Source organism: Flavobacterium sp., from assembly GCF_027531705.1.
GTDB lineage: Bacteria > Bacteroidota > Bacteroidia > Flavobacteriales > Flavobacteriaceae > Flavobacterium.
The window spans coordinates 251,107-270,067 of sequence record NZ_JAPZSP010000004.1; the positions used below are offsets into that span (position 1 = coordinate 251,107).

General features: G+C 31.0%; 15 protein-coding genes. 6 read left to right on the forward strand and 9 right to left on the reverse strand.

Going from position 1 to position 18,961, the window contains the following annotated elements; genetic code table 11:
• The first annotated feature begins 161 nt into the window (after positions 1–161).
• The gene (locus O9267_RS01895) at positions 162–1,982 is read left to right on the forward strand and encodes a histidine kinase (protein WP_298175451.1); all 1,821 of its coding nucleotides are present in this window, start codon (positions 162–164) and stop codon (positions 1,980–1,982) included.
• Positions 1,979–2,719, forward strand: coding sequence for a LytTR family DNA-binding domain-containing protein (locus tag O9267_RS01900; protein WP_298175452.1), 741 nt, complete (start codon positions 1,979–1,981; stop codon positions 2,717–2,719). The genes O9267_RS01895 and O9267_RS01900 overlap by 4 nt, the downstream gene beginning before the upstream one ends.
• Before the next feature lie 89 nt (positions 2,720–2,808).
• Here O9267_RS01900 and O9267_RS01905 read toward each other — a convergent pair whose 3' ends face one another.
• The 9 genes from O9267_RS01905 to panC all read right to left on the reverse strand — a co-directional run bounded on the left by O9267_RS01905 (position 2,809) and on the right by panC (position 11,666).
• Positions 2,809–4,242, reverse strand: a complete 1,434-nt coding sequence (locus tag O9267_RS01905) for a hypothetical protein (protein ID WP_298175453.1) — start codon at positions 4,240–4,242, stop codon at positions 2,809–2,811.
• 123 nt (positions 4,243–4,365) lie between these two features.
• Positions 4,366–6,327, reverse strand: a complete 1,962-nt coding sequence (locus tag O9267_RS01910; protein ID WP_298175454.1) for a transglycosylase domain-containing protein — start codon at positions 6,325–6,327, stop codon at positions 4,366–4,368.
• A gap of 148 nt (positions 6,328–6,475) precedes the next feature.
• Positions 6,476–6,667 (reverse strand): hypothetical protein, encoded by a 192-nt coding sequence (locus O9267_RS01915; protein ID WP_298175455.1) that lies wholly within the window; start codon positions 6,665–6,667, stop codon positions 6,476–6,478.
• A complete protein-coding gene (locus O9267_RS01920) occupies positions 6,667–6,912 on the reverse strand; it encodes a hypothetical protein (RefSeq protein ID WP_298175456.1) in 246 nt (81 codons plus the stop codon). The genes O9267_RS01915 and O9267_RS01920 overlap by 1 nt, the downstream gene beginning before the upstream one ends.
• A gap of 11 nt (positions 6,913–6,923) precedes the next feature.
• Positions 6,924–8,285, reverse strand: a complete 1,362-nt coding sequence (radA, locus tag O9267_RS01925; RefSeq protein ID WP_298175457.1) for a DNA repair protein RadA — start codon at positions 8,283–8,285, stop codon at positions 6,924–6,926.
• Positions 8,286–8,291: 6 nt separating this feature from the next.
• The gene (locus O9267_RS01930) at positions 8,292–9,434 is read right to left on the reverse strand and encodes an alpha/beta hydrolase-fold protein (protein ID WP_298175458.1); all 1,143 of its coding nucleotides are present in this window, start codon (positions 9,432–9,434) and stop codon (positions 8,292–8,294) included.
• A 46-nt stretch (positions 9,435–9,480) separates the two neighbouring features.
• Positions 9,481–10,446, reverse strand: coding sequence for a lysylphosphatidylglycerol synthase transmembrane domain-containing protein (locus O9267_RS01935; protein ID WP_298175459.1), 966 nt, complete (start codon positions 10,444–10,446; stop codon positions 9,481–9,483).
• 7 nt (positions 10,447–10,453) lie between these two features.
• Entirely contained in the window at positions 10,454–10,804 is a 351-nt protein-coding gene (gene panD / locus O9267_RS01940) for an aspartate 1-decarboxylase (protein WP_298175460.1), read from the reverse strand.
• Positions 10,805–10,817: 13 nt separating this feature from the next.
• A complete protein-coding gene (panC, locus tag O9267_RS01945) occupies positions 10,818–11,666 on the reverse strand; it encodes a pantoate--beta-alanine ligase (protein ID WP_298175461.1) in 849 nt (282 codons plus the stop codon).
• Positions 11,667–11,773: 107 nt separating this feature from the next.
• Between panC and O9267_RS01950 the strand changes: the two genes are divergently transcribed.
• From O9267_RS01950 to O9267_RS01965, 4 genes are all read left to right on the forward strand, one after another.
• Positions 11,774–12,580, forward strand: coding sequence for a glycogen/starch synthase (locus O9267_RS01950; RefSeq protein WP_298175462.1), 807 nt, complete (start codon positions 11,774–11,776; stop codon positions 12,578–12,580).
• A 22-nt stretch (positions 12,581–12,602) separates the two neighbouring features.
• A complete protein-coding gene (locus O9267_RS01955) occupies positions 12,603–14,174 on the forward strand; it encodes a DUF4270 domain-containing protein (RefSeq protein WP_298175463.1) in 1,572 nt (523 codons plus the stop codon).
• A gap of 12 nt (positions 14,175–14,186) precedes the next feature.
• Positions 14,187–16,031 carry a glutamine--fructose-6-phosphate transaminase (isomerizing) gene (glmS, locus tag O9267_RS01960; protein ID WP_298175464.1) on the forward strand — a complete coding sequence of 615 codons (1,845 nt, stop codon included), beginning with the start codon at positions 14,187–14,189 and terminating at the stop codon, positions 16,029–16,031.
• A 302-nt stretch (positions 16,032–16,333) separates the two neighbouring features.
• Entirely contained in the window at positions 16,334–18,961 is a 2,628-nt protein-coding gene (locus O9267_RS01965; protein WP_298175465.1) for a TonB-dependent receptor, read from the forward strand.

Here is an 18,961-nt window from a genome sequence, read left to right on the forward strand (position 1 = left end):
GCGATTTCATAACTATTATTTTTAAGATTACAGGACAAATCTATTTCGATAAAAGCCACCAAATTTGAAGAAATGGTAAAACAGTATTTTGACTTGGTAAAAGCTATAGGAAAAGCAGTTAAAAATAAATTATCTTTACATTGCGAAATAATACTATAAAAATGCGTCTTATAAACTTGCTTTATTCTTTAGTCTTTCTGTTGCTTCTGCTTCCTACCGAAGTTATGGCGCAACAAGACACTATTGTGAAAAAGAGTAAAACTGTTAGTAAAAAAATGAGTTCTGCTACCGATGAACTAAAAGAATCACTTAGCACAAATGACGAAGCTAAAATTGCTAAAAACTACGAAAATGTAGCGCAAAATTTCATTAAAAAAGGCGATAATCCCAAAGCTGAAGAATACCTCAAAAAAGCGTTGACCAGTTATACTAAACTAAACAACAATACTGCAATTGCTCGTGTCACAAGAAGTTTAGCCAAAATTCAAGAAAGTCAAAATAAGCTAAAAGATGCTTCTGCCAATTACAAAATGGCTAGTGAAGCTGCGGCTGACAAAGAAACAGAAGTATTGAATAAAAACGATTACAATCGAGTGCAAGCAAGTGCGCCAATTGTGCAACGAGAACTCATTGGTTCAAATATTTCTATTTTAGAAAAAGAAAATAGAAAAGAAGAATTAGCCGAAGCTTATGTGCAAAAAGCAGCCAATAGCATGCAATTGAATGATAAAGATGATGCCATCGGAAACCTAAACCAAGCCATTGTTTATGCCAAAGAAAGCCCGAAAAAAGTAATCGAAATTAAGAATGAAATTGCCAAAGTATATGCTTCCAAAAATCAATTTGACGAAGCTATTGCCATCAACAAAAATCTATTAGCTGAAGCCGAAAACAAAAAAGATTTTGACACCCAAATCAAGCAAATGCAGTCGTTGGCAACGCTTTATTTTAAGAAAAACGAACCTGAAAACGCTATAAAATCACTTCAAAATGCCTATAAATTAGCTACGCAAAAAGGAAATTCGACCGAAGTTAAAAAAAGTTTGTCTGCTTTGTTGGCTTATTATAAAGATCACGGAAAAGACAAAGAAAGTATCGCTTTGTACGATGATTTTTTTAAGAATTTTGAGCAACTTATCCAATCTGATTCTACTTTGATTGATGCCAAATTATTTCAAGTTACCGAAGATAAAATTCATCAATTGGAAAAAGAAAAATCATTGAAAGATGAGTTGATTGCCAAAAAAAATACTTTCAATTATTTCTTGATTGGCGCCATTGGTTTGCTTCTAATTTTCTTTGGATTGATTGCTAAGGCTTTGTTTTCTATCAAAAAGAAAAACAAGGAAATTGCCTTGCAGTCGTTGCGCAGAGAAATGAATCCGCATTTTATTTTTAATAGTTTGAATAGTGTCAACCAATTTATTTCGCAAAATAAAGAGCTTGAAGCTAATAAGTATTTGACCAATTACTCCAATTTGATGCGCAATATGATGGAAAATTCTAATAAAGATTTTGTCACCATTGGCAACGAAATTGAACAACTGAAAAAATATTTAGATTTAGAACATTTGCGTTTTCAAGATAAATTTGACTACAAAATCGAAGTAGACGAAGCACTCGATACCGAAGCCGTTTTTGTGCCCAATATGATAATTCAGCCACATTTAGAAAATGCCATTTGGCACGGATTACGTTATAGAGATGATAAAGGCTTGTTGCTATTACAATTCAAATTAGACAACGGAAAAGTAGCGGTAATTATTGATGATAACGGCATTGGTTTGACCAAAAGTAACGAACTCAAAACCCAAAACCAGAAAGTGCATCAATCGCGCGGTTTGACTAATACCAAAGAGCGAATTGCATTATTGAACGACTTGTACAAAAAGGAAATTTCTTTTCAAATTATAGAAAAAGAATCGCCCGAAACTGGCACCATTGTAACAATTGATTTTCCTTTGATTGAAAAAATAGGATGAAAAAAATAAAAAGCGTTATTGTAGAAGACGAGTTGGCGGCAAGAGAAGTGCTCAAGAATTATTTGAGTAAATATTGTCCGCAAGTCGAAGTTATTGGCGAAGCTCAAAACATAAAAGAAGCGGTTCCGATGCTACATGAATTGCAACCAGAATTGGTTTTTTTAGATGTTGAAATGCCTTTTGGAAATGCTTTTGATGTGCTTGAAGCATGCAAAGAATTGCAATTTGAAACCATTTTTGTAACCGCTTTTTCTGAATATTCATTGAAGGCTTTAAACCAAAGTGCAGCTTATTATTTGCTAAAACCTATCAGTATTGAAGAATTAATTATTGCCGTAAACAAAGTTCATGAGCATCTTTTGAACCACGAAATTTTCAATAGAAATAAAATTATTGTCGAAAATTTTAGAGAAACCAAACCCGAAAAACAGCAAGTTATTTTGCCCACATTAGAAGGTTTTGAAGTGGTGAAAATGGAAGAAATTGTGCGACTAAGAGGCAACGGAAATTTCACCGATATTTATTTATCCAACGGAAACAAAAAGATGGTTTGTCGTTTTTTGAAACATTTTGCTGAAATTCTTCCACATCCATTTGTTCGCGTTCATAAATCGCATATCATTAATTCCAATTGTGTAAAATCGTATAACAAAGGCGGCACTTTAACCCTAAACGATGGTTCAGAAATTGAGGTTTCGCCAACGTATAAAGATGATTTTTTGAAAGGGTTTAAATAAAACCTCTTTCACTGGTGCGAGCTTCTAGCTCGTTCCTATACGTTAAATAAATTGGTACGAGATAAAATCTCTCGCCAGCATTAAGAATATTAATGATTGGTAAAAACTTTCTTTAAGACTTGTGAAATTCTAGATGAAAAAAATAATATTGTTAATAAAATTGGGAACATAACAATTGCAAAATTATTTATAGGTAAGTTTATTATATTGTTAAAAATATGATTATTAAAACTGAAAACAGAAAAATTAAAAATAAGTATTATTGAAACTGAAATAATTAGGACATTAATCAAATCTGTTAAATCATTCGACTTTAATTTCTTTATACCAGATAATTTTACCAAAAGTATTAACTCTATTAGTATAATAATAAAGGGTAGTGAATAACTAAAAATTGATTCAATATTGATTTTATTATTAGATATATGATGAAATGAACGTATATAATTAAAATAATAAAACATTAAAAATGTCACAATTAAAAAAGACGGATTATTAGATTTATCAATTTCGTCACTATTTTGAGATTCTAAAAATCTTTTTTGAGATAAAAACTTGGATACTATTTTTAATTGGGGCAAAAAAAACATGATTAAACCTACCCAAAAATAATAATACCTTAAACCATAACCAGTACCTTGATATAAATATTTATAAGCTGAAATTGAAATCATAAATATTCCAATTATATAAAATGTGAATTGTTGTATCGTAATAGACTTAATCTTACTTATTGATTTATAAAAAATAAAAAAGCAAAAAGGCATTATGACATTAAACAAAATATCTTTTAATAAAAAGATATTGTCTTCCTCATAATTTGGAAGTTTAAAAATAAACTCTTGTAAATTGTATAAAAAAAGCATCCAAAAAAACAAGATGTACGTAAACTCTGTATTCGTTAATTTGTTATTTTTTTTAATAAAAAATTGGAATAGAAATGGTGAGCAAAAACTTATAAATAAAAAGAATAAATGAAATAAAAAGTAATGTAACTTAGGTAGTCCAAAATTAAAATCTCTGAAAAAATTAAAATAAAAAAGTAATGTAACTGTTCCAAAGACAAACGTGTATTCTGGGTATTTATTTGTAGGCAAATTGATTTTATTTATAAAATAACTAATGATTTTTTTATAAAATAAAATTAAAGACAAACTCATTATTGTTGATGTAGTTATGCTATTCCACAAACTGAAATCATGAAAAAACTCTCTAAAATCGGATAATGAAATGATAATAAAAGACAAAAAAACAAATCTTAAAATGAAGTATTGGTTTGTACTATTAAGCTCAAAAAAATAATTTTTTCTATATACAAAGCAACTTAAGGCATTTGTTTTTTTAATAAAAAAAACAAAAAATAATACAAGTAATAATATAACCGTCCAATTTAATTGTTCAAGTTTTGTATGCTCGTTATTTATCTTAAAAACAGCACCTATTGTATAATTAAAAAAAACATTATAAATAAGTAGCCCTCCAAAAATTCTAATTAATAAATTATTAAATACTCTAATTTCCATTTTTTAAAAATTTGTAATCGTTATAATTTTCGTGTAAGTGCAAACTTCTATCTTGTATTAACAAATAAAAAAGATAGACACGAGCTAGAAGCTCGCGTTAGCTAAAATAAATTTGCAATCAATTTAAAACTCAAACTCTTCAATAGAAGTCGAATCAATTTCTACTTCAGGAATTGGAACTGCAACATTGGAATTTAGATACGTTCTTGCGGCTCCCGAAATTCCAAAATAGGATGAAGAATCCATTTCTTCTGGTGTAATGATTCCGTTTTTGAGCATTAGTTTTTTCATATAAAAAGCACGACGAGAAAACTTCGATTTCCAAGATGTTCCGTCAAACTGATTCATGAATTTTCTTGGCATTGGTACAATACTTGCCAAAAACATACATTCGTTTATAGAAAGGTTATCGGGTGTTTTTTGAAAATAAAAACGACTTGCTTCGCCAATTCCATATACATCTGGTCCCCATTCTATAATATTAAAATACGTTTCTAACATTCTGTCTTTGCTGACAATTCTGTTATTTTCCATTAAATAAACTAGCAGAATTTCTTCTACTTTACGCGAAATTGTTTTTTCTCTTTTCAGAAAAAGGTTTTTTATCAATTGCATGCTGATGGTGCTTCCGCCACGAACAAATTTATTAGAAGCCATGTTTTTGACCATCGATGCTCTAAAGGCATTTATCTCGAAACCTTTGTGTTTGTAAAAATTAGGATCTTCAAAAGTGATGACTGCTTTTTTTAGATAAGGTGAAATTTCAGCCAAAGTGTAATAATCAGGATTTTTTTCGCCAACAAATATTGGACGTTGTGGCTTGTCATCAATTAAAGCAGCATATTCAAACTCTGAATTGATTTTAGACAAATTGGCTGTTCCGTATTTTAGAATTTTAAGACCGCTTTTATTTATTTTACTATTAAATGTCAATGCCCAAGGACGACTTTTGTCCATTTTGAAGTTCATAGTATAATCAAAACTTCCTTCGGCTTCCATTCCTTTAAAATTGTTGAATAATCCGTCGGGCAATGAAGTGATGAAATCTTGGGCTTCCATTTCGGGAATATGCACTTTTAGTGTATAAATTTTGCTTTTGTCTTTTTCGTATTTCAAATACGGATGTACAATAATTTTGTTTAATTCTACAACTGTTCCTTCGTCGACTGCTACAAAATTTTCTCCAAAAAGAAACTTGTAATCCATTTTTACATTTTTGAGAATTACATCATTTTTAGCGATTTTTGGATGATTTACAATAAGATTGGTAACGGATGTTGCGCCGTCAATATGAAGTTCATCACCATCCATATCGATATTTTCAACATTTATTTGAATAGAATCAAAACTGGAAACAATTCCGAATTTTTCATCTATAAATGGGATGTTGATTTTGCCTTTATCGAAATTTGAAAACTGCAAATCGGCTTCTTTATTTCTTGGATCGGCTGTTCCTTTTATTCTTAATTTTTGAGTGAATGCTTTGGTTTTTATGAGAATTACAGTTTCTAAATCTTCATCATCTAATACCAATTTGTCCGTAGAAAGTGTTGAAATGTTTCCGTTATCATCAAAAACAAATTCAAAATTTTCAATATCCAAATCGGTCGGAACTAAATTGGAAACTTTGTTTAATAATTTATAAGCTAATTCGGCATAATTGGTTTTAGCATCAGAAATAGTATCTTTTGATTTTTTGGGTAAAAAAGCCTGATAATTGCTTCCGTCTTTGGTTTTTATAAGATGAATAAATCCTTCTTTTGCTTGCAAACTTCCTAGCTGAATATCGCCAGTAACTAATCCCCAAATGCTCAAACTGGTTTTGATGTCTTTAAATTTTGCCAACGTATCGGCTTTATTTGGAACCAGCGAAACTTCCTTAAGTGCAACAGCTGATAAACCATCAAATTTGGCAGATTTTATGTTGATTTTACAATCATATTCGGTAACGAGTTTGGTAGAAACTTTTTCGATAACTTTTCGTAGAATATCTTCTCTGAAATAATAGAAAGTACCAATAGCTAGAACAAAAAAGACAACTAGAATTTTGAGTGTTAAAACTATTTTCTGTTTACGAGTTCGCATTTACGATTTGGATTTAAAAAAACGAAAGTAAGCAAATTTAACTTTATTTTGTTAAGGTTTTTTATTTGGACTTCTTTTGGTGTTAAAAACAGAATACACCACAACTTCGTTTTCAATAATTTCATAGATTATAATGAAAGGAAATTTTTTAATAAAAGGCTTCTCTGTAAGGATTCCTTTTTATCTGATAATGATATGGATATTTGGAGATTCTGTCAAAATAAATCCCAAGTTGTATTTCAAATTTATCACCTAATCCTTCTGATTTTGATTCATAATACGAATAGCTTTCAATAATTTCATTGTTAGCTTCTTCTTTTATTATTAATTCATAAATCATTATTTAGCAGCTTTTATATTTGCTTTTACTTGTTCCCAAGAATACGATTTGGACTTTCCAGATAAATGATTTGATCTGCGTTGGTCAATAATTTCATATTCTTGTTCGGTCAAAGTCAATTGATTATCTTTTTCAAGAACGCTACGCAATTTTTTTAGAATCGAATCATTTTTGGTATTGATTATCAATTCGATTAATTCCATTTTTTCAATTTGCACATCCATGACTGTTGTATTTATTTTCAAAGATATAAATTTTATCCAAAAAGTTCACTTGCAACATCTTCAATTTTTGAAACCAATCGCACTTTGATGATAGTGTTTTTTACAGTTACTTTATTGTATTTGGATACAAAAATGGTAGCAAAACCCAGTTTTTCGGCTTCTAGAATGCGTTGGTCAACACGATTTACAGGTCTGATTTCGCCCGAAAGTCCAACTTCGCCAGCAAAACAAAAATCTTTTCCAACTGGGATATCTTCGTTAGAAGACAAAATAGCGGCCACAACTGCCAGGTCAATTGCTGGATCATCTACTGAAATTCCGCCCGTTACATTCAAGAAAACGTCTTTTGTTCCTAGTCGGAAACCTGCTCTTTTTTCTAAAACTGCCAAAATCATGTTCAGTCTTTTGGCATTGTAACCTGTTGTACTTCGTTGTGGTGTTCCGTAAACTGCTGTACTCACTAAAGCTTGAATTTCAATCATCAACGGGCGCATTCCTTCAAGTGTAGAAGCAATTGCCGTTCCTGAAAGTTCTTCTTCTTTATGAGAAATCAATATTTCAGATGGATTAGAAACTTCTCTTAATCCAGAACCTAGCATTTCGTATATTCCTAGTTCGGCAGTCGAACCAAAACGGTTTTTTAACGAGCGTAAAATTCTATAAACGTGATTTCTATCGCCTTCAAATTGTAGAACTGTATCGACCATGTGTTCCAAAATTTTTGGCCCAGCGATAGTTCCATCTTTGGTAATATGTCCAATTAGAATTACAGGCACATTGGTTTCTTTGGCAAATTTTATTAGTTCTGCGGTTGTTTCTCTTATTTGCGAAATACTTCCTGGAGATGCTTCAATATATTCGGTATGAAGCGTTTGAATAGAATCGATTATGACAATTTCGGGTTCAATTTCCTGAATTTGCTTGAAAATATTTTGTGTTTTAGTTTCGGTAAGAATGTAGCAATTATCGCTTTTAGAAGTAATTCTTTCAGCGCGCATTTTTATCTGTTTTTGGCTTTCTTCGCCCGAAACATAAAGCGTTTTATAAGGTAAATGCAACGAGATTTGAAGTAAAAGTGTACTCTTTCCAATTCCAGGTTCACCACCTAATAAGATTAATGAACCAGGTACAATTCCACCACCTAACACTCGGTTTAATTCGCCATCACAGGTATCCATTCTGATTTCTTGAGCAGAATCGATTTCGGTAATTTTTAATGGTTTTGGTGCTTTTTTAGATTCGGGAGAACTTGGTTTCCATGAAGTTTTTTCTTCTTTTTGAATTATTTCTTCGGCAATGGTATTCCACTCTTTGCAAGAATTGCATTGTCCTTGCCAGCGAGCATATTGAGCACCACAGTTTTGACAAAAAAAAGAAGTTTTTACTTTAGACATAAAAATTTACTGCTCTTTGTATTCGTAAATTTTATTCATCATCATTTCTTTGGTATATTCTCCAATTGGTTCCTTAGAATAAGCATCTTTATAGTGTTTTTTGGCTTTGTCTAATAATCCGATTTTCTCATTCATTAGCCCTAAATAATAATCTGCCAACATACTCTTAGGGTAGATTTTTTTAGCGTATGCAGATAAATTTTCAAATTCTTGTAGATTACCCGTTTTTAATATTCCGTGTTCAATTGCTTTGAAATCTGTTAATCTAACAGCCATTTTTATAGAAAATAATTTTTCTAACATCTCATACTTATTGATTAAATAAGCAGTTTGATTCTCAGTCATTGGAACGATTTTTTCTAAAAACTCTGGAGGAGAAATGGGCCTGTAAAATGAAAAAATATGATACAATGCGCTAGGAATTGAACTCAACACCATAGAGTAATGAGACTGATTTTTAAATTCATCAAATTTATAATACAAAGTAGGTTTGTTTATCGCTTTTACTTGCTCATCAAGAATTTTTATTTTTTCTTGCATTTGTTTTACATCACCATCACAAACAGATTGATAGTAAAAAATTGGCTTTTCAATAAGTCCCAAACGTTCTGGCACTTGTTCTTCCATCACAACAGGAAGTTCTGGACTCATAGATATGTATGCGTCAAAAACGGGATTATCTTTGTAAAGAAAAAAGTTAGCAAAAGCAGCCGTTATGTCATGTCCTGCAATAATCTTGAATGGCGCAACTCTGTATTTTTTGGTAATATAAGGAAGCAATTCCATCCCTATAAAGTCAAAAAAGAGGTTTCCCTTAACTATTGGTAAACCTGTTGCTTCTTCGGTCTGGCAATCGGTTTCTCTTTCGTGATTGTAATTTTGTGTAATTCCGACTACAATTACTTCAGGAAAATCTTCAAAGTAAGTACCATAGTTTAATACCCCTAAAAATGGATCCATTAAATAATCTCCATCTAGTAACAAAACTAAAGGAAATTTCTTTTTTGAATCTTTGGTATAAGATGGTGGCAAGCTAATAGTAATCTCTCTTACTTCGCCAAGTCGTGCAGACGTGAAAGTCTCAACTTCTTTTTGAGAAAAAGTAGGCAGAACAATTAGTAAAATAAAAAATAAAAGTAGTTTTTTCATGAATTGTGGCATTGTTATAGTCACGAAATCGACGGCAAGATATATTTTATTTATTTCTATTTAAAATAGGCAATAATAAAAACGATAAAATGCCTGAAAATACCGTTAAAACTGTTTGTGATGTCCAAACTAACCATCCAAAAGCCGTGCCAACATCGTTAGAAATTCCGTAAAGTGAAAATATTAACGCAATTGAAAACGGATATGCACCTAAACCTCCATTTGAAAAACCAATTGCAAGACTGCCAAAAATAAAACCCATTATAATTATGTCAAAACTAATAACGGATGTTTCTTGTAAGGCAAAAACAGCAATATAAAACATGGCTAAATAACAAAACCAGATGAAAAATGAATGAAAAATATAATACCATTTGTTTTTCATTTCAAGCACAGTTCTCATGCCTTGTAATAAACCTTCAAACTTCTTTTTTAGTTTTATAATTATTTTCCACTCGGCGTATATCCAAATTAATAGAAATACAACTCCAAGTACAAATAACGCAATTGAAAAAAGAATAATTGATTGAAAAGAAACATTATTGGTTACAAGAAATTGATGTAGCGTTTCATATTGAAAAACAAACCCAATTATAACAAATAATAAAAAAATAAGTAAGTCTATGATTCGTTCAGCAACAATGGTTCCAAATGCTTTGTCAAAAGGTATTTCTTCGTATTTTTTGATTAACGCTGCTCGAGAAATTTCGCCCGAACGCGGTACTGTCAAATTAACAAAATAGGAGACTAGAACGGTTAAAAAATTATTATAAAATTTCGGAAAATATCCTAAATGGTTTAAAGCAAATTTCCACCTATAAGCTCTTGACCAATGCCCAATCATTGCAATAACCAAGGAAATAAAAATGTAGAAATAATTAGCCTTTTGAAAACTGATTTTTATCTTTTCAATTTCTTCAGACGTCAAAGTTGTAAATTGATAATACACAATACTTATCCCTATTATAAGCGGAACAAGAACTGTTAACCATTTACGAATTTGATTTTTCAAAAGATTTTTAAGTCAGAGTGTTGTCGTTCTCATTTGGAAAAACCAACCAAGGTTTGAAGGTTTTAGCTTCTTCAAAATCTAAAGTTGCGTAGGAAATAATGATAATTATATCTCCTTTATGAACTTTTCTTGCAGCTGGACCGTTTAAAGTAATTTCTCCAGAATTTTTTTGCCCTTTTATGGCATACGTTTCAAAACGTTCCCCATTATTGATATTTACAATAGAAACTTTTTCTCCTTCTACTAAGTTAGATGCTTCCATCAAAGCCTCGTCAATAGTAATACTTCCGATATAATTTAAATCGGCTCCTGTTACTTTTACTCGGTGAATTTTAGATTTTACAACTTGAATTTGCATATGGCAAAGTTAATTAATTTAATGAAATAGTATCTATCAATCGGATTTTGTTAACAAAAACGGCTATAAATGCACGGTATTTCTTGTTTTTAGATTTTTTTATGCAAGGCAAAAGCCTTTCTTCATCAGCAATTTGAAAATATTCCAATTCAAACTCTTTATTGTTTTCAAACCTTTTTGCAACCCAATCAGAAACTTCTTTAGCAGTTTTCGTGCCAAATTTAATTTTTGCTTCTAACAATGTTTTATAAATGATACTTGCCTCTTCTTTTTGAGACGATGTAAGTCTCTCATTTCTTGAACTCATTGCCAATCCGTTAGCTTCTCTATATATAGGGCAGCCTATAACTTTTACTGGTAATTTTTGTTTACTTACCATTTTTTTTACAATCTGTAATTGCTGAAAATCCTTTTCACCAAAATAAGCATTTTTGGGTTTTACAATTTCAAAAAGTCGTTTTACAATCGTTCCTACACCGTCAAAATGTCCTGGTCTGAACTTTCCTTCCATTTGATTTTCTAGTCCATCAAAATCAAAATGTTGTGAAACTGTATTTCCATTATAAATATCTTCAACGGTTGGAGCGTAAACAATTATTTCTTTAGAAAGTGCTTTTGTTTTTTCAACATCTGAATCGAGTGTTCTTGGGTATTTTGCTAAATCTTCAGGGTTATTAAACTGAGTAGGATTCACAAAAATACTGATAACCGTAACGTCATTATTACTCATAGATTCCTCTAACAATGAAAGATGACCTTTATGTAATGCTCCCATAGTTGGAACAAATCCTATCTTTTTGTCATCGATAGAAAACGCTTTTAAATGACTGGTTAGTGCTACTTGGTTGTTGAAAATGAGCATCCGTTTTTTTTAAATAAGATGCAAACTTAAGATTTTTAGTTACTATCTGCATAAATTTTTGTAATTTTGCTTGATTTTATTGCCAATAAATAAACGTAAATTTGAATATGGAAGATAAGAGGATATTATACGTATCATCTGAAGTGGTTCCTTACCTTTCTGAAAATGAGGTTTCTACGATGTCTTATGATGTGCCAAAAATGATTAATGATCAAGGTGGACAAATAAGAATCTTCATGCCTAGATATGGAAATATTAATGAACGAAGACATCAATTACATGAAGTAATCAGATTGTCAGGGATGAATTTGGTAGTAAACGATTTGGATATGCCATTGATTATTAAAGTTGCTTCAATTCCTAGAGAACGAATTCAAGTATATTTTATCGATAATGATGAATATTTTAAACGTAAAGCTACTTTTACAGACGAAGAAGGTGTTTTGTTTCCAGATAATGATGAACGAGCTATATTTTTTGCCAAAGGAGTTGTTGAAACTGTTAAAAAATTAAATTGGGTTCCAGATATTATTCATGTTCACGGATGGATGGCAGCGTTGCTTCCTGTTTATATGAAATATTTTTACAAAGACGAAGCGCTATTTGCAAATACAAAAATTGTTACTTCGGTTTACGGACAGTCTTTTGATGGAAATTTAGACATGGAGCTAATGAATAAAGTTTCGTTTGACGGTATCCCAGCAGAAGCAATTAAAGATTTAGAAACACCTAATTATGAAAATATCATTAAAGCTTCGGTACTACATTCAGATGCTATTATTATTGCATCAGAAGCGCTTTCGCCAAGTTTAACAAAATTTATAGAATCTTCCAAAAAACCTTTTTTACCTTTCGCCACGAAAGATAAATTCGCTGAAGCATATACCGATTTTTATAAAAAAATGCTTCTTTAAAACTATTATTTCAAAATTATATATGAATAAGTTTCCTTTTTTTAAATTCCTATTAGTTGTTTTTGGTTTTATACTAACTCTTTCTTGTGATAAAGATTACAATGAAGTTGGCGCAAATATTATTGGTGATGATAATTTTACATTTGAGAAAGATAATTTAACACCTGTTTTTACTTACAATCAATTTGATGCTGCTGTTCAGAGTAATAATTTGCCCATAAATATGCTTGGAGTTTATAACGATGCTGATTTTGGAACTACGACAGCAAGTTTTGTAACACAATTAGCCCTTGAAACTGTTAGTCCAGATATTCCTGATACTGCAATAATTGATCAAGTTATTTTAACAGTTCCTTATTTTAGTCATTTAAAAGAAAATTCAACAGACACCTACATTTTAGATTCTGTTTATGGGAATGGAAAAATAAAGCTAGGGGTTTATGAAACAAGTACTTTTTTAAATACCTTGGACGGAGAAACATTATTAGGAAAAAAATATTTTTCAAATCAAATTAATAACTTTAACTCTACTATTGTTAGCCCGAAACTTAATGATCTAAACGTTACCCAAAACGATGAGTTTACTTTTAGTGATGCACAACAAACAGAAATCAAGCTGACTAGTGGCGCAACCACATTAAAAGACGGGTCTGAAGAAACAATTCCTGTTACTCCTAGAATGAAATTAGAACTTAATAAAGCTTTTTTTCAAAACAAATTAATTGGTGCTATTCCAGCAACAAAACTTGAAACAAACGCAATTTTTAATGAATACTTTAAAGGTTTATTCTTTAAAGTAGAACAATTTGGAAATGAAAAAGCAATGGCGCAATTAGATTTTACTCAGGGAAAAATAGTTGTTTATTACAAATTAACTTCTGCTGATACTACCAGAAAGACAATTACATTAAAAATGGTAAAAAACACCTTAAATCTATTTGAAAATCAGTATAATGCTAGTTTGCCTACAAATTCAATTCCTGCTCTATCAACAACAGATTTGTTATTAAAAGGCGGTGCAGGATTTCATTCCTATATTGATTTATTCGGAACTGCAGATGAAAATGGCAAAGTTCCAACAAAAGATGCTCTTGGTAATTATGTTCAAGAAATAAAAAGAATTAAAGACAAAAATTGGATAATAAACGAAGCTAATTTAATATTCACATCTTCTAGTACAGTTTCTTTTGACGACAGTCCTAACAGAATTTATCTATATGATGCAGTTAACAAAAGACCGCTGCTAGATTATTATACAGATGCTTTTGTAAATTCTTCAAAACCAAAATATAACAAAACCACTCATAGTGGTATAAAATATGTTGATGCAGTAGATGGAAAGACTAAATATAAAATTAGAATTACCAACCATGTAAAAAACATTATTAGCAACGACTCAACAAACGTAAGACTAGGGCTTGTAATTACAGAAGATATAACAAACTTTTCAAATCTTTCTGTTAAAACTAGTACGTCTGTCGAAGAAAAAAAATATTATAATAAGATTCCCCAATCTTCAGTAATTAATCCATTAGGAATAAAGCTGAATAAGAATGACATTAAACTTGAAATTTTTTATACAAAACCTAATTAATATACCTAAATTATGTGTGGAATTGTTGGATATATCGGTTACAGAGATGCTTTCCCAATTGTAATCAAAGGACTAAAAAGACTTGAATACAGAGGTTATGACAGTGCAGGAATAATGCTATATGATGGAAAAGACATGAAACTTGCCAAAACTAAAGGTAAAGTTACAGATCTTGAAGAAAAAGCAAAAGAAATCGACCAAAGTGGAACGATAGGAATGGGACATACTCGTTGGGCAACTCATGGAGTTCCAAATGATGTAAATTCGCATCCGCATGTTTCAAATTCAGGCGAATTATCAATTATTCATAATGGAATTATTGAAAATTATGCTCCTCTTAAAAAAGAACTAGAAAAAAGAGGTTATACTTTCAAATCTGATACTGATACTGAAGTTCTTGTAAACTTAATTGAAGATGTTCAGAAAAAAGACAGTTTAAAACTTGGGAAAGCAGTACAAATTGCACTTAATCAAGTTGTTGGAGCCTATGCTATTTGTGTTTTTGACAAAAAGAAACCAAACGAAATAGTAGTGGCTAGATTAGGAAGTCCACTTGCAATTGGTGTTGGTGAAAATGAATATTTTATCGCATCAGATGCATCTCCATTTATTGAATATACTTCAAACGCAATTTATCTTGAAGATGAAGAAATGGCAATTGTTAGACTTAACAAACCATTAAAAATTAGAAAAATAAAAGATGATTCCCTAGTAGACCCTTACATTCAGGAACTACAAATGAATTTAGAACAAATAGAAAAAGGTGGTTATGATCACTTCATGCTTAAAGAAATTTACGAACAACCATCTGTTATAAAAGATACTTACAGAGGAAGATTACTTGCAAATCAAGGAATTATTCAAATGGCTGGTGTTGAAGATAATATTGAAAAATTTCTTAATGCAGATAGAATTCTAATCATTGCTTGCGGAACTTCTTGGCACGCTGGTTTAGTAGCTGAATATACTATTGAGGAATTTGCAAGAATTCCTGTTGAAGTAGAATATGCTTCAGAATTTAGATACCGAAATCCAATTATTACTAATAAAGATGTTGTAATTGCAATTTCGCAATCTGGAGAAACTGCTGACACTTTAGCTGCAATAAAATTGGCTAAAGAAAAAGGTGCATTTGTATTTGGAGTATGTAATGTTGTTGGTTCATCGATTTCTCGCGAAACACATGCTGGAGCATATACTCACGCTGGTCCTGAAATTGGAGTTGCCTCAACAAAAGCATTTACTACTCAAATTACCGTTTTAACAATGTTAGCTTTGCGTCTTGCAAAAGCAAAAGGAACACTTACAAATTCTGATTTTCATAGATATTTACAAGAATTAGAAGCAATTCCAGAAAAGGTAGAAGAAACACTTTTAACAAATGATGTTGCTCTTGAAATTGCAAAAGTTTTTAAAGATGTACCTAATGCATTATATTTAGGTCGTGGATTTAATTTCCCTGTTGCACTTGAAGGCGCACTAAAGTTAAAAGAGATTTCATATATCCACGCTGAAGGTTATCCTGCTGCAGAAATGAAACATGGTCCAATCGCATTAATTGATGAGCAAATGCCCGTTTTTGTAGTTGCCCCAAAACATGGACATTATGACAAAGTGGTAAGTAATATTCAAGAAATAAAATCAAGAAGTGGAAAAATAATTGCTATAATTACAAAAGGTGATACAGAAGTAAAATCATTAGCGGATTACACAATTGAAATTCCCGATACTGCCGAAGCTTTGACACCATTACTAACAACAATTCCTTTGCAATTATTATCCTACCATATTGCAGTTTTGAGAGGTTGTAATGTTGATCAACCAAGAAATTTGGCAAAATCTGTTACTGTAGAATAAATCATTAACATGTAATTTATAAATAATTAAGCGGTTTTTTGACCGCTTTTTTTTGTTAAAATACGAAATCGTTATAGTTAATTATATTAAAGATAATTTAAGTTTTTTAGCAATTAGTAGGCGTGCATAATATTTATCTTAAACAATTTTATAAAACGTTGTGATTAATGCAAAATGATGAAAATTACGAATAAATTCAATACATTCAAATAAACTATTAAATCTTAAATTTATTGATGCTTTTTTTATTAATATCAAAAATATTTGTAATTTGGCAAAATAAACTAACAAAACCTTTACTAATGAATTTAAAATTATTTACCCTGTTGTTCTTATTTTGCGGTATCACATTCGCTCAAGAAGATCCTAAAAAAAAGGAATCAGAAGAACCAAAAGAGCTTGATGAAATAGTTATTTCTGCCTCTAGAACTCCTGAAAGAGTTAAAGAATCACCTGTAACCATTGAAAGAATGTCTATTAGAGACATCAAAAAAACAGCGTCACCAAGCTTCTATGATGGATTAGAAAACCTTAAAGAAGTACACATGAACACCAGTAGTTTATCATTTAAATCGATAAACACTCGTGGTTTTGCAACTGTTGCTAACACAAGATTCATGCAATTAGTTGATGGAATGGATAATTCATCTCCATTATTAAACTTCGTTTTAGGAAACTTAATTGGAATTTCTGAAATTGATGTTCAAAATGTTGAATTATTACCAGGTGCCTCTTCAGCACTATATGGAGCGAATGCTTTTAATGGTATATTATTTATGAATAGTAAAAGTCCATTTACAAGTCAAGGAATTACTGCTTATGCAAAATATGGTAATACAAGCCAAAAAGCTGCAGGAAGTAATGATTTTTACGATTATGGAGTAAGAGTCGCTCATGTATTCACACCAAAATTTGCTGCAAAAGCCAACTTTACTTTTATGAAAGGAACTGATTGGTATGCCACAAATTATGATGATAAAACGGTAGCTGGAAGAGACAGAAGTCATTATGGTTACAATGGAATAAATGTATATGGAGATGAGGCTTCAACTACACTTCCAATTGGTGTAAATGAACCTGTTTCAAGAACAGGTTATAAAGAAACCGATTTAACCGACAACACTGTTAAAAATGCTAAAGTTGATTTTTCATTACACTACAAACCATGGGCTGGTGACACTGAATTAATTTGGCAAAGTAAATTTGGAACAGGAAATACTGTTTACCAAGGTGCAAATCGTTATTACTTAAATAACTTTACAATGCAACAACACAAATTGGAATTAAAAGGTAAAAATTTCTTCGTTAGAGGTTATACTACTACTGAAGATGGTGGCCGCTCTTATGACATGACTTTTACTGCTTTAAATATAAACAGACAGGCTAAGTCAGACGCAAATTGGTTTAAAGATTATGCGACTGCTTATACACTTGCTTCAATTTTAGGCGGAGTTCCAACTTCAGATGATGCACATAAAATCGCTAGAAATTTTGCTGATTACAATATTACTTCAGGATTACCTTTAACTCCAAATGGGTTACCAAGATTTGAACCTGGTTCTCCAGAATTTAAAGCAGCATTCAATAAAGTTATTGCAGATCCAGATGTATTAACTGGTTCAAGACTTCAAGATAATTCTAGAATTTGGCATTCAGATGCAAATTATAACTTTAAAGATTTGGTGAAGTTTGCAGAAATTCAAGTTGGTGGATCTTATAGATTATACGAATTAAATTCTGGTGGTAGAATCTACACAGATGCTAATAGTCAAATTAACTATACAGATTATGGAGCTTATACTCAAATTCAGAAAAAATTAATGGAAGATCGTTTAAAATTAACAGGTTCGGTTCGTTATGACAAATCTAAAAATTTTGACGGTAATTTTTCTCCTAGAGTTTCTGCAGTTTATTCTGCTGGTGCAAATAAAGACCATAATTTTAGAGCTTCATTTCAAACAGGTTTTCGTAATCCAACAACACAAGATCAATATATAGGATTTAATGTTGGAAATGCTGTGCTTATTGGTTCTGCACCTGACAATTTGACTAGATTTTCAGAAACAAGAGATGTTACTGAAAGTATTACAATACCAGGGAGTACAACTTTTGCAGGAGGAACTAGCGTTATTTTAAATGGTGAAGATGCTTATTTTGACTCATACACAGAAGCATCAGTAAAAGCATTTTCTGCTTTAGCACCAACCAACCTTACAGATGCAACTAAATTATTGAAAAAAACGAGCGTAGACTATGTAAAACCAGAAACTGTAAAAGCATTTGAATTAGGATATAGAGGAAGTGTAAAAGATTTTAATTTTGATGTAAATGGTTACTATAACATATATAATGATTTTATTGGCAATTTAACCGTAGTTGCTCCTTTATATGGTACCGCCGTTGATGCTCCAGTTTTTAATCCTGCAACTTTAAATGGTCAGTCTGTGCATGCATTATTAACTAATAACTTTAGAGCTTACCAACTTTACACTAATACTGATATTGAAATCAAATCATTAGGATTCGGTTTTGGAGTTTCTAAAAAAGTATATAAAGATTTTGAATTAAGTGCAAACTATAATTATGCTGAATTTGATTTTGACCAAGAAAAAGACCCAAGTTTCGAGGCTGGTTTTAACACACCAAAACAAAGAGTTAAAGGTTCTATTAGTAATGATAAATTATTTCCGAACTTCGGTTTTAATGTAAGTGCAAGATGGAATAGCGAATACAAATGGGAATCTACAATGGTTGACGGTATGATAGATGCAGCAACTGTAATTGATGCTCAAGTTAGTTATACTATCAATAAACTGAAATCAACTATAAAAATTGGTGCAGCAAACCTTGGAGGAAAAGAATATACTCAAGTATTAGGAGCAGGTGCTATTGGTCAACAATATTTTGCTTCTTGGACAATCAATCCTTAA

Excerpts from the sequence above, each read along its gene's own strand:
- radA (WP_298175457.1), bottom strand. The coding sequence starts at position 8,285 with ATGTCTAAAGTAAAAACTTCTTTTTTTTGTCAAAACTGTGGTGCTCAA.
- O9267_RS01950 (WP_298175462.1), top strand. The coding sequence starts at position 11,774 with ATGGAAGATAAGAGGATATTATACGTATCATCTGAAGTGGTTCCTTAC.
- panD (WP_298175460.1), bottom strand. The coding sequence starts at position 10,804 with ATGCAAATTCAAGTTGTAAAATCTAAAATTCACCGAGTAAAAGTAACA.
- O9267_RS01910 (WP_298175454.1), bottom strand. The coding sequence starts at position 6,327 with ATGCGAACTCGTAAACAGAAAATAGTTTTAACACTCAAAATTCTAGTT.
- O9267_RS01955 (WP_298175463.1), top strand. The coding sequence starts at position 12,603 with ATGAATAAGTTTCCTTTTTTTAAATTCCTATTAGTTGTTTTTGGTTTT.
- O9267_RS01965 (WP_298175465.1), top strand. The coding sequence starts at position 16,334 with ATGAATTTAAAATTATTTACCCTGTTGTTCTTATTTTGCGGTATCACA.
- O9267_RS01900 (WP_298175452.1), top strand. The coding sequence starts at position 1,979 with ATGAAAAAAATAAAAAGCGTTATTGTAGAAGACGAGTTGGCGGCAAGA.
- O9267_RS01905 (WP_298175453.1), bottom strand. The coding sequence starts at position 4,242 with ATGGAAATTAGAGTATTTAATAATTTATTAATTAGAATTTTTGGAGGG.
- O9267_RS01930 (WP_298175458.1), bottom strand. The coding sequence starts at position 9,434 with ATGAAAAAACTACTTTTATTTTTTATTTTACTAATTGTTCTGCCTACT.
- O9267_RS01895 (WP_298175451.1), top strand. The coding sequence starts at position 162 with ATGCGTCTTATAAACTTGCTTTATTCTTTAGTCTTTCTGTTGCTTCTG.
- glmS (WP_298175464.1), top strand. The coding sequence starts at position 14,187 with ATGTGTGGAATTGTTGGATATATCGGTTACAGAGATGCTTTCCCAATT.
- panC (WP_298175461.1), bottom strand. The coding sequence starts at position 11,666 with ATGCTCATTTTCAACAACCAAGTAGCACTAACCAGTCATTTAAAAGCG.
- O9267_RS01915 (WP_298175455.1), bottom strand. The coding sequence starts at position 6,667 with ATGATTTATGAATTAATAATAAAAGAAGAAGCTAACAATGAAATTATT.